Raw genomic sequence first — 12,047 nt, 5'->3', positions numbered from 1 at the left:
CGGGCGGGTCCGTGCTGGAGGCATCTCTTCAGGTAAAACATCAAAGCCAAAGCGCTTTCAAGGCGCGGAGGGGTTGGATTTGATCTCAATAGGGGCAGATGCCTCTTTGCTGTGCAAATGGCCATCAATGGCCGGTGCGGGAGAGGAGCGCGTCGATCATCCCGTGATAGCCCGCGCCGAAGAGCCGGGCGTGCACGATGGCGGGCCAGAGCTGGTAGATGGCGCGACGGGTCTCGGCGCCGGGCGGCAGCGGTCCGTAGCTTTCGGCAAAGGCGGGGCCCGGGCTGCCGAAGAGGTGGAGCATGGCGAGGTCCACCTCGCCGTCGCCGTGGTAGCAGGCCGGGTCGATCAGCGCGGCAAGCCGGCCCCGCCGCGCCAGCAGGTTGCCGGACCAGAGATCGCCATGCAGCAGGGCGGTGGAGTTGCGTGGCAGATGCTCCGGCAGGGTGGCGGCGAGCGCCTCGATGCGGCGGGCCAGGGCAGGCGGCAGGTGGGGCACCTCGGGCAACAGGCGGCGCTCGGCCCAAAAGGCGGGCCATGTTGCGGCCGGGCTGTTGGCGATGGGAAGGTTGGCGAAGGCGAAAGGCTCGGGCCAACCGTTTTGCGGGGCCTGCGTGGCATGGAGCCGCCGCAGGGCAGTGCCCAGGTCGGCCCAGCCCTCCTCATCCGGCCCGCCGTCGTTTTCGACATGGCTCAACACCAGCACCGCGCCGGACACCGCGAGCACCTGCGGCACCGGCGCACCCGCCTCGGCCAGCGCCCGCAGCATCCGCGCCTCCGCCTCGGGTGCCGTGCCGGATTTGGCCACCACCGCCTGCCCATCCGAGAGCTGCAGCAGAAGCACATCGCTCAGATCGCCGCCATGGAGCGGCGTGATGCGTCTGGCCGTGGCGCCAAGCAGGGCGGTTGCGGCCTGCGCAAGGCTGTCTGTTGCACTCATGCCGGCAGCCTTGCGCGAAACTTCCGGCCTGTCGAGCCGGTCACCCCGCCACGGCGAAGCGCGCGGCGGGGTTCGGCGCCACGAGCGCTTCCACGCGGGGTTTCGGATGGCGGACGAAGATGATCGCCGGGTTCGTCACCCCCTGCCCCGCCACCGCGTGAGCCAGCCCGTCGAGCCGACAGGCGAAGTGCCGCTCGTCGCGGGTGGAGACGGCGCAGACGATCTCCACCTCCGCCGCCGCCGGCACCCCGGCGGCCAGCAAGCTCGCCTCGATCTCGCGCGCCTTGCGCACGCCCATGTAGAGCGCCAGCGTGGTGCCGGGAATGCAGATGGCGCCCCAGTCCGGCGCGGCATCCCCCTCGCGGCAGGTGCCGGTGGCAAACACCACCCGGTCGGTCTCGCCGCGCTCGGTGAGCGAGCGGCCCATGGCAGCCCCGGCGGCGGAGGCGGCGGTGACGCCGGGAACGATTTCAACCGTGATCCCATGCGCGCGGGCGGCGGCCAGCTCTTCGGTGGCGCGCCCGAAGATCCCGGGATCGCCCGACTTGAGCCGCACCACGCGCTGCCCCTTGCGCGCGGCAGCGACGATCACCGCGTCGATCCGCTCTTGCGGCCAGGCACAGGCCCCCACCTCCTTGCCGACAAAGACACGCTCGGCATCGCGGCGGGCCAGTTCGAGCACATCGGGGTCGACGAGCCGATCATAGAAGATCACATCGGCCTCTTGCAGGCGCTGGACGGCGCGCAGCGTGAGCAGATCACGGGCGCCGGGGCCTGCGCCGACGAGGGAGATGAGCCCTTCGGACCGGGTATCGGGCGCGCCGCCTGCCGCAATTGCCTGCTTGAGCGCGGCTGCGGCGTCGCGCTCGGCGCCAGCGGCGTGCAGGCGGCGGGGCGCTTCGGAGAAGGCCCAGCGCCAGAATTCCCGCCGGGCGGCGCGGGGCACGCGACGGGCCACGGCCTCGCGCATCCGGCCTGCCATGGAGACGAAATCGCCAAGGCGCGGCTCCAGCATCTCTTCCACGCGCGTTTTCACCTGCCGCGCCAGAACCGGGGCCGCCCCCTCGGTGCCGATGGCCACCACCAGCGGGTCGCGGTCGACGATGGAGGGGGTGTAGGCATCGCAGAGGTCGGGCTGGTCGACCACGTTGACCACCACCCCGGCGGCGCGGGCGAGGTCGGCGAAGGCGGCATCGCGCCCCGGGCAGCCTGTGGCAATGAAGGCCAGCGCCGCGCCAGCGAAACTGTCTGCGCTCATCCCGTCTGCGTGGTGCTCTGCCCGGCCCGAGGCTACCAGCGCGGCCAGTTCGTCCTCCAGCGCCTCGGCCAGAAACACCAGCTTCGCCTCGGTCTTCAGCATCAGCCGGGCCTTCTGCGCGGCCTGCTCTCCGCCCCCCGCGATCACCACGCGGCGGCCTGCCATGGCAAGGAACATCGGAAAGGTCTTCATCTCTTCTCTCCAGTCAGGCCGCGCGGGCGGCGTGGCGGTTGGCCCAAAGCTCCTGCGCCAGCCCGGGCGCGAGGCCACAGGTTTCCAGCGCCAGCTCGGCGGTGCCCAGCACGATGGCGCGGGCAAAGTCATCCTCGCTCTCGCCGTGCCAGAGGCGGGCAAGGTCATTCGGGTCTGGGGCTTCATCGGCAAGGCGGCGGGTCTCTTCCTCCAGCGCGGGGGCCGAAGCCTCCCAGCGGGTGCCGCCGCGCGTGCCGTAAAGCGCGATGTCCTTGGAGGGGTGCCGCTCAAACTCGCCACCGCCGCCCTTGAGCACGGTCATCGCGGGCTGGCCGAGCAAGTCGCAGGCATCAGCCTGCAGGGCGCGATAGGGCGGGTGGAAGACGCCCTGCACCGCCGCGGGGGCGCGCGCGGGGTTGAGCACACGCAGCACGGTGTTGACGGCGGAGCGCAGGCCCAGCACGTCGCGCAGGCGGAGAAGTTCAAGGAGGCGCGGGGCGAAGGCCTCAAGCGGCAAATAGGCGATGCCATCGCGCGCCATCACCTCGCTGGCCTCTTCCATCGACTGCGCCTCGGCAATGCCCGCCGCAGGCAGCGCAGCCCGCACCGAGGCCGCCGCCTTCTGGTGTGAGTTCCAGCCGTGCAGCAACACCGGCGCCCCGGCCCGCGCCACAAGGCGGGCCGAGAGCAGGAACCACGGCAAGCCCCGGGTGCGGCCCGCCGCGTAGCTCGGCCAGTCGAGCGCGGGAGCCGCGCCGGGCCAGGGCGCGAGGGTGGCGCGCGCCGCCTCGACGAAGCCCGCCACCTCGCCAGCCGTCTCGCCCCGGAAGCGCATCAGCATGAGCAGCGCGCCCACGGCCTCCGGCGCGGCCTCGCCGGAGAGGATCAGCGCCATGGCCTCGCGGGCCTCCTCCTGCGTCAGCGAGCGCGACCGGCCCGGACCCCGGCCAAGGATGCGAACGTAGGGTGCAAGGCTCATTCGGCGGCCTCCCGGTTGGTGGCGGAAGCCAACAGCGCGGCCAGCTCCGGGCGGCAGGAGCCGCAGTTGGTGCCCGCCTGAAGCGCCGCGCCGATCGCCTCGACAGAGGCGAGGTGCTGGCTCTGGATCGCGGCGAGGATGGTGTTCACCCCAACGTCGAAACAGGCGCAGACGGTTGCGCCCGGGTCGGGCATGTCTTGTCCGGGCTGGCCGGAGAGCTGGGCGGGGGCCGCTGGCGCGCCGAGCTGAGCCGCCATGAAGCTGCGGGAGACCGCCACCGGCTCGGCAGCCACGAAGAGCGCGGCGGCCAGCTTGCCCTCCGACAGAAAGGCCAGCCGCGCGCCGCCACGTGCCGCGTCGATGACAACCAGCGCCTCGGCCTCGGGCGGAAGACCAAAGACCATCCGGCCCCAGGCCTCCCAATCCTCCGGGGCCTCCACGCCAGCCAATTCAAGCCGCCAGCCCTCCCGGGCCCGGGCCATCGCCCAATAGGGCGCATCGGGGCGGGGCTTGGCGGCGGAGACGGCAAAGCCGAACCACGCGGCAGCGAATGGCGCGATGCCAACCACCGCGCCCTTGCTGTCGGGCTGGCCGCTGATCGGATCGGTCACAGAGGCCACAAGCGCATCGGTCCGCCCCAGCGAGGCGGTTTCCGCAGTCCAGTGCATCGGCACGAATACCTCGCCGGGGCGCACCCGCTCGGTCACGATCACACGGGCCAGCATCCGCCCGGACGGGCTTTCCACATCGGCAATCCCGGCGGGCCGCAACCCGAGGCGGGAAGCGTCATCAGGGTGCACCTCGACATAGGGCTCGGCCATGTGCTGGCTCAGGCGCGGCGACTTGGCGGTGCGGGTCATGGTGTGCCAGTGGTCGCGCACGCGGCCGGTGTTGAGCCGGAACGGGTAGCGCCGGTCAACCGCCGTGGCCGGGGCCGTGGTGCGCACGGGCAGCATCTTCGCCCGCCCGTTTTCGGTGAAGAACCGGCCATCGCCGAAGAAGCGTCCACCGCTGCGGGTGGCGCTCACCGGCCATTGCACCGGGGCGAGGTCGGCGTATTGGGCGTCCGAAATATCGGCAAGGCCGGAGATGTCGAAATCCTTTCCCATGCCTGCGGCGATGCCTGAAAGCGCGGCGTATTCTCGGAAGATCTCGGCGGGAGAGGAGTAATCAAAGGCCGCGCCCCAGCCCATCCGGGCGGCGAAATCGCTGAGGATGCGCCAGTCGTGCCGGGCCTCGCCGGGCGCGGGCAGCGCGGTGCGCTGGCGGCTGATGCGGCGCTCGGAGTTGGTCACCGTGCCGTCCTTCTCGCCCCAGCCGGTGGCAGGCAGCAGCACATGGGCGAGGCGGGCGGTGTCGGTGTTGGCAGTGATGTCGGAAACCACCACGAAATCGCAGCCCGCGATGGCCGCGCGCACCCGGTCGGCCTCGGGCATGGAGACCGCCGGGTTGGTGGCCATGACCCAGAGCGCCTTGATCTCACCGCGCTCGATGGCATCGAACATCTCCACCGCCTTCAGCCCGGCCTTCTCGGGCATCGCGGGGGCCTGCCAGAAATCCCGCACCGCCATGCGGTGTTCGGCGTTCTCGATGTCGAGGTGGCAGGCCAGCATGTTGGCGAGCCCCCCCACCTCGCGCCCGCCCATGGCGTTCGGCTGCCCGGTAACGGAAAACGGCCCCATGCCCGGCTTGCCGATGCGGCCCGTGGCGAGGTGGCAGTTGATGATCGCGTTGACCTTGTCGGTGCCCTGCGAGGATTGGTTGACGCCCTGGGAATAGACCGTCACCACCTTCTCCGTTCGCAGCCAGAGGTCGTAGAACCGGCGCAGCAGGCCTCCCTCCACGCCAACTGTCGCCCCGATCTCGCTGGTCGCCGCCGAGATGGCCTCGTCAAATCCGTCGACCGATCCGCGCACGAAGGCCGAGTCCACGGCACCGGCATCACGGATACGGCGCAGAAGGCCGTTGAAGAGCGCCACGTCAGCCCCCGGTGCGATGGACAGATGCATGTCGGCCGCGTCGCAGGTGGCGGTGCGGCGCGGGTCGATCACCACGATCTTCATGCCGGGCCGGGCCGCCTTGGCCGCCACGATCCGCTGGTAGAGCACCGGATGGCACCAGGCGAGGTTGGAACCGGTGAGAACGATCAGATCGGCCTCTTCGAGGTCTTCATAGGTGCCGGGCACTGTATCGGTGCCGAAGGCCCGCTTGTGCCCGGCCACCGAGGAGGCCATGCAGAGGCGGGAGTTGGTGTCGATGTTGGCAGAGCCGATGAAGCCCTTCATCAGCTTGTTGGCCACGTAGTAATCTTCGGTCAGCAGCTGGCCGGAGACGTAGAAGGCCACAGAATCCGGCCCGTGCCGGGCAATGGTCTGGCGGAAGCGGTCGGCCACGAGACCCAGGGCCTCGTCCCACCCCGCCTTCGCCCCATTCACCCGGGGGCTCAGCAGCCGCTCTTCCAGCCCGACCGTCTCGCCGAGGGCCGAGCCCTTGGAGCAGAGCCGCCCGAAGTTGGCGGGGTGGGCCTTGTCGCCCACCACCTTGAGCCCCCCTGCCCCATCAGGCTCGGCCAGCACGCCGCAGCCCACGCCGCAATAGGGGCAGGTCGTCTTGATCTGGCAGGAGGGCGCAAGGGTCATCAGATCACCACGCGTTATAGGCAAGGTATTTGCCGCTCATCTTCACTTCCACCCGGTCGCCCTTGGGGTTGGGGATGCGGGTCACTTCCATGTCGAAGTCGATGGCCGACATGATGCCGTCGCCGAACTTCTCGTGGATCAGCGCCTTGAGCGTGGGGCCGTAGACGCCAACGATCTCGTAGAAGCGGTAGATGCAGGGATCGGTCGGCACGGTTTGCGCCCAGACCTTCGTGGGGCTTTCCTCCAGCGCCTCGGCGGCGCCCTCTGGCAGCTCCAGCAGGGCGCAGAGCGCCGCGGCCTTGTCCGCCGGGAAAGCGTTCATCCCCATGCAGGCGGAATGGGTCCAGACCGGGGACATGCCGATCTCACCGGCGATCCCCTCCCATGTCAGCCCGGCCTGCTTCTTGGCGGCGATGATCAGGGCGGTGGCGTCTTCCTTGGTCAGGATGTCGTTTGCGACAACGTCTTTCATGGGTCTTGCTCCTGTTGGGTCAGTTGGCGAGTTGAAGGGCGAGAATGATGCAGAGCAGGGCCAGAACGGCAGAGACGCCCTGCCAGAAGCGGAGCGGGTTGCGCTCGGCCAGCGGCACGTGATGGCGGGCCTTGTAGGTGGCGCCGGGGCGGGAGAGGTCGGCAAGAAACTCCGAAAGCGCGTCGTAGCGGCGCAGCGGGTCGGGGTGGAGCGCGCGGGCCAGCGCATCGTCGAGCCAGAGCGGCACGCCCGTCACGTCGTCATGGGCAGGCATGTAGCGCAGGCGGCGCTGGTCCTGCCGGTTGCGGATGCGGGCGACCTGGGTGCCGTAGGGCAGGCGACCGGTGAGCATCTCGTAGGCGATCACCGCGAGGGCATACTGGTCGGAGCGCCAGCTCACCGTGTCGCCGGACAGGTATTCGGGCGCCGTGTACTGGAAGGTGCCCGGCATCGCGCCCAGCGCCCCGTGGGCGGCCTCTTCCACCCCGGCGACGGTTGTGGAGCCGAGGTCGATGATCTTCACCGTGCCCTCGGCATCGATCATCACGTTCTCGGGGCGGATATCCTGGTGCAGCATGTCGCGCCGGTGCAGGCTGCGCAGGCCCTCGGCGATCTGGCGGACGATGTCGCGCACCGCGTCGTGGGAGGGCTGGGAATTGTCGGTCATCCATTGGCGGAGGGTCACGCCCTCGACCCATTCGGTGACCGAGTAGAGCCAGCTGCGGGCGTCGGGCGCGGGCGAGGCGGCGACAACGTGGGGACTGCGGATGCGCCGGGCGATCCACTCTTCAAGCGCGAACCGCTGGCGGTAGTCGGCGTCATCGGCCATCTCGCGGGTGGGCACCTTGAGCGCCACCTGCCGCCCGGCCTCGTCGGCGGCCAGAAACACATGGCTGCGGGCGGTGCTCTGCACGGGCCGGACGATACGAAAGCCGTCGATCCTGTCGCCTGACTTGGGCAGCGGCGGCACCGGCAGGTCGGCGCGGTCCAGCGCGAAGCCGGCATCATCCTGCGCCAGCGCGTCGATGCGCAGCACCTGCACTGTCAGGTTATCGTCACTCCCCGCCTCCAGCGCCGACATCGCCAGCGCCTCGGCCACCGCATCGAGGCTGGGCTGGCCCATGCTGTCCCGCAGGGCATGAAAACCGAGGTGCTCGTGCACGCCGTCGGTGGTGAGCACGAAGATATCGCCCGCCTTCACCGGCTGGGCGTAATAATCAATCTCCACCTCCGCCGCCGCCCCCATGGCGCGGGCAAGGTGGTGCACACCGGCAGGCAAGGCCACCCGGTGTTCGCGGGTCAGCGGCTCAAGGCTGCCGCCCGAGAGGCGCGACACCCGGCTGTCGCCGACATGGAAGACATGCGCTTCGCTGCCCTTGAGGATCAGCGCAGAGAGGGTGCAGACGCGGCCTGCGTTGATATCGTCAAAGGCGGCGTTCTGGGAATGGAGCCAGGCGTTGGTGGCCTGGATCACGCGGGTGGCGGCGGTGCGCACCGACCAGGCATCTGCGGTGGCGTAATAGTCGGTCAGCAAGGCCTTCACGACCGTCTCGGAGGCCTCGCGGCTGACCGGTGAGGAGCTGATGCCATCGGCGACGGCCAGGACCATGCCCTTCATCCTGAGCGCGGAGCCCGTGGGCACGCTGGCGCCGTGGAAATCCTGGTTCACCGGCTTCTTCCCGGCCGTAGAGAACTGTCCGAGGCTCACGCGCAGGCCGTCGCGGGCTATGGTGCTGTCCTTCGGCATGGGCGTGCTCCGGCGAGAGGAAGAGGCGGGCCCCACGGGGGCGGCGGGGCCCGCGAGGGTCACATCACTCGGCGGGAACGCCGGTGTCGGTGTTGAGGTGCGCGTTGCGCTTGGGGCTCTCGCGGAAGTGGGTCATGTAGATCATGCCGCCCACGAAGGTGAGGCCGCCCACGAGGTTGCCGAGGATCACCGGGATCTCGTTGTAGGCGAGGTAGTCGAACCAGGTGAACTCGCCGCCCAGCATGATGCCCGAGGGGAAGAGGAACATGTTGACGATGGAGTGCTCGAACCCGAGGTAGAAGAACACGAGGATCGGCATCCACATCGCCATGATCTTGCCCGAGACCGAGCTGGACATCATCGCGGCGACCACGCCGGTGGAGACCATCCAGTTGCACATCACTGCGCGGACGAAGACGGTGAGCATGCCCGCGGCACCCGCGGCAGCGTAGCCCACGGTGCGGCTTTCACCGATCACGCCGATCTTCTGACCCACTGCATTCGGCTCCTGGCTGAAACCCATGGTGAAGATCACCGCCATCATCACCGCCGTGGTCATCGCCCCGGCGAAGTTGCCGACGAAGACGAGGCCCCAGTTGCGGAAAACGCCGTTCCAGGTGCAGCCCGGGCGCTTGGCGATCACCGCCAGCGGGCAGAGGGTGAACACGCCGGTCAGCAGGTCGAAGCCCAGCAGGTAGAGCATGCAGAAGCCAACCGGAAAGAGCAGCGAGGCGACGAGGAAGTTGCCGGTGTTGACGGCGATGGTGACCGCGAAGGCGGCGGCGAGCGCAAGGATGGCCCCGGCCATGAAGGCGCGGATAAGCGTATCCTTGGTGGCCATGAAGATCTTGGATTCGCCGGCATCAACCATCTTGGCCGCGAATTCCTTGGGCATGACGTAAGACATGGGTGCAGTCCCCTAAATAACTGGTTTCGTTTGGTCTTTACGCCGTCGCCGTTGACGGTGATGGTGACGCCGCACGCCGTTGCGCGGCCTGGTCCGTTCAGGCTGCCGACCGCCTCGCAAGGCTCTCGGCGTCCAGCAGAACCCGCCCGGCCTCGATCCGGACGGGGTAGGTTGCAATCTGGCCCTGGTCGGCGCCCTGGGCCTCGCCGGTTTCCAGCGAATAAACCCAGTTGTGCAGCGGGCAGGTGACCTTGCGGTCGTGCACGATGCCCTCCGACAACGGGCCGCCCTTGTGGGCGCAGCTGTTGGAGGTGGCGAAGACCTCCTCGGGCCCGGTGCGGAACACCGCCACGCAGCCCTCCGCCGTCTTCACGATGCGCGCGCCGCGCTCGGGGATGTCCTCGATGGCGCAGATGTCGATCCAGCTCATTCGGCAGCCTCCTGGGTCAGGTCGGCGATGGGCAGAAAGCTCTTCGCCGGTTCGGGTTTGGCCAGTTCGGCCCACGGGTCTTTGCGATAGACGGATTGGGACACCTCGAAGCGATCGTTCAGCGCGGCGCGTTCGTCCGCGTCTGCCAGCACCTCCTTCACCCAGTCGAGCCCCACCTTGGCGAGCCATTTATAGGGCCGGTCGAGGTATTTGCCGTGCTCGCGGTAGAGCTGGAGGAAGGCGGTGGTCCATTCGATCACCTCTTCCTCGGTTTTCACGTCCACCAGCCGCTCGGTCTCCTTCACGTCCATCCCCGCCGCGCCGCCGACGCCAATCTGGTAGCCAGAGTCGACGCAGACTACGCCGATATCCTTGCAGGTGGCCTCGGCGCAGTTGCGCGGGCAGCCGGTGACGGCGAGCTTGACCTTGTGGGGTGTCCAGGAGCCCCAGAGCTTTTGCTCCAGCTTGATGCCGAGGCCGGTGCTGTCTTGCGTGCCGAAGCGGCAGAAGTTGGTGCCGACGCAGGTTTTGACGGTGCGCAGGCCCTTGGAGTAGGCGTGGCCCGAGACAAGGCCCGCCGCATTCAGGTCGGCCCAGATGGCGGGCAGATCTTCCTTGCGGATGCCGAGGATATCAACCCGCTGGCCGCCGGTGACGTGCAGCGTGCCACCGAACTTGCGCGCCGCCTCGGCCACCGCGATCAGCTCGTCGGGGGTGCACATGCCACCGAACATCCGGGGCACGACCGAGTAGGTGCCGTCCTTCTGGATGTTGGCATGCACCCGCTCGTTGATGAAACGGCTTTGCGGGTCGTCGGCGTAATCAAGCGGCCAGTCGGCCAGGAGGTAGAAGTTCACCGCCGGGCGGCAGACGTGGCAGCCGTTGACGGTTTTCCACCCCAGCTCCTGCCAGACGGCGGGCTGGCTCTTCAGCTCCTTGCTCTTGATCAACCGGCGCACGTCCTCATGGGAGAGGTCGGTGCAGCCGCAGATGTTGACCGCCTTGGGCAGCTCGAAGCCGTCGCCCAGCGTGACGGCCATGACCTGCTCGACCAGCCCGGTGCAGGTGCCGCAGGAAGCCGAGGCCTTGGTGGTGGCCTTGATCTGGCCGAGGGTGGTTGCCCCACCCTCGATGGCTTCGATGATCTGGCCCTTGCACACGCCGTTGCAGCCGCAGATTTCTGCGTCAGCCGGTAAGGCTGCAACGGCCGCCATAGGGTCCACGGAGCCGCCCCCCTGAAAGGCGGGGCCGAAGATGAGCGTTTCGCGCATCTCTTCCACATCCGTCCCATCCTTGATGAGACCGAAGAACCAGTTGCTGTCGGCGGTGTCGCCATACATCACCGCGCCCACCAGCTTTTCGCCCTCGATGACGAGGCGCTTGTAGACGCCGCGCGCCGGGTCGCGGAACACGATGTCTTCGCGCCCCTCGCCCTCGGCAAAGTCACCCGCGCTGAACAGGTCACAGCCGGTGACCTTGAGCTTGGTCGAGAGCTCCTTGGGCGTGAAGGCCTCCTCCTCGCCGGTCAACGTCTTGGCCAGCACTTTCGCCTGATCGTAGAGCGGCGCGACTAGGCCGAAGAGCTGGCCGTTGAACTCCACGCATTCGCCCACGGCGAAGATGTCAGGGTCGGAGGTGCGCATCTGGGCGTCCACCTTCACGGCGCGGCCCATCTCCAGCCCGGCCTCGGCGGCAACGGAGACGGCGGGGCGGATGCCGACGGCCATCACCACGATATCGGCCTCCAGAACGGTGCCATCTTCCAGCACCACCTTCTCGACCTTGCCCTCACCCTGGATCGCCTTGGTGGAGGCCTTGGTGAGCACTGTAATGCCCCGTTTTTCAAGGTCTTTCTGAAGCAGGTAACCCGCGCTCTCATCGAGCTGGCGCTCCATCAGGTGCCCGGCAAGGTGCAGCACCGTCACCTCCATGCCGCGCAGACGCAGGGCCGCCGCGGCTTCCAGCCCCAGAAGGCCGCCGCCGATGACAACGGCCTTGGCCCCCTGACCGCTGGAGGCTTCCAGCATGGCCGTGGTGTCCTCTAGGTCGCGGAAGGCGACGACGCCAGGGAGGTCATGGCCCGGGCAGGGAATGATGAAGGCGGAGGAGCCGGTGCCGAGCACCAGCTTGTCGTAGGGCACCTCGCCATTCGGGGCGATCACCACCTTGCGGCTCCGATCAATCGCGGTGACGCGCTCGCCAAAGCGGCAGGTCACGCCATGGGCCTCGTACCATGCGGCATCATGGGTGACGATTTCTTCATAGCTCTTCTCGCCCGAGAGCACGGGGGAGAGCATGATGCGGTTGTAGTTGCCGCGCGGCTCTGCGTTGAAGAGGGTGACATCGAAAGCGTCTGGCGCGATCTCGAAGAGGTTTTCGAGCATCCGGCCCGAGGCCATGCCTGCGCCGATGACAACGAGTTTCTCGGTCATTTCCTGCCTCCTTTACAGGGGGTTACGCGCGCCACGTGCACCGGTTGGGGC

The 12,047-nt window shown here is 68.5% G+C and carries 9 protein-coding genes; all 9 read right to left on the bottom strand.

What is annotated here, in order from left to right; translation table 11 throughout:
- Positions 1-124: 124 nt before the first annotated feature.
- The 9 genes from DYI42_RS09355 to nirB all read right to left on the bottom strand — a co-directional run bounded on the left by DYI42_RS09355 (position 125) and on the right by nirB (position 11,996).
- Positions 125-940, bottom strand: coding sequence for a fructosamine kinase family protein (locus DYI42_RS09355; protein WP_213545668.1), 816 nt, complete (start codon positions 938-940; stop codon positions 125-127).
- Between the two features lie 40 nt (positions 941-980).
- Positions 981-2,390: a siroheme synthase CysG gene (gene cysG, locus DYI42_RS09350; protein WP_213545667.1), complete on the bottom strand. Its 1,410-nt coding sequence runs from the start codon at positions 2,388-2,390 to the stop codon at positions 981-983.
- A gap of 13 nt (positions 2,391-2,403) precedes the next feature.
- Entirely contained in the window at positions 2,404-3,369 is a 966-nt protein-coding gene (locus DYI42_RS09345; RefSeq protein WP_213545666.1) for a glycosyl transferase family protein, read from the bottom strand.
- Complete coding sequence (locus DYI42_RS09340) at positions 3,366-6,008, bottom strand: nitrate reductase (RefSeq protein WP_213545665.1); 2,643 nt, start codon at positions 6,006-6,008, stop codon at positions 3,366-3,368. The genes DYI42_RS09345 and DYI42_RS09340 overlap by 4 nt, the downstream gene beginning before the upstream one ends.
- 4 nt (positions 6,009-6,012) lie before the next feature.
- Positions 6,013-6,480: a cyanase gene (gene cynS, locus DYI42_RS09335; RefSeq protein WP_213545664.1), complete on the bottom strand. Its 468-nt coding sequence runs from the start codon at positions 6,478-6,480 to the stop codon at positions 6,013-6,015.
- 19 nt (positions 6,481-6,499) lie between these two features.
- The gene (locus DYI42_RS09330) at positions 6,500-8,227 is read right to left on the bottom strand and encodes a protein kinase domain-containing protein (RefSeq protein WP_213545663.1); all 1,728 of its coding nucleotides are present in this window, start codon (positions 8,225-8,227) and stop codon (positions 6,500-6,502) included.
- Positions 8,228-8,291: 64 nt separating this feature from the next.
- The gene (locus DYI42_RS09325; RefSeq protein ID WP_213545662.1) at positions 8,292-9,134 is read right to left on the bottom strand and encodes a formate/nitrite transporter family protein; all 843 of its coding nucleotides are present in this window, start codon (positions 9,132-9,134) and stop codon (positions 8,292-8,294) included.
- A gap of 97 nt (positions 9,135-9,231) precedes the next feature.
- Complete coding sequence (nirD, locus tag DYI42_RS09320) at positions 9,232-9,564, bottom strand: nitrite reductase small subunit NirD (protein WP_213545661.1); 333 nt, start codon at positions 9,562-9,564, stop codon at positions 9,232-9,234.
- Positions 9,561-11,996, bottom strand: coding sequence for a nitrite reductase large subunit NirB (gene nirB / locus DYI42_RS09315; protein WP_213545660.1), 2,436 nt, complete (start codon positions 11,994-11,996; stop codon positions 9,561-9,563). The genes nirD and nirB overlap by 4 nt, the downstream gene beginning before the upstream one ends.
- Positions 11,997-12,047: the final 51 nt, after the last annotated feature.

Origin of the sequence: Vannielia litorea, from assembly GCF_018424695.1 — a bacterium.
Taxonomy (GTDB): Bacteria; Pseudomonadota; Alphaproteobacteria; order Rhodobacterales; family Rhodobacteraceae; genus Vannielia; species Vannielia litorea_A.
This window is presented reverse-complemented; position numbering and strand designations above follow the sequence as displayed.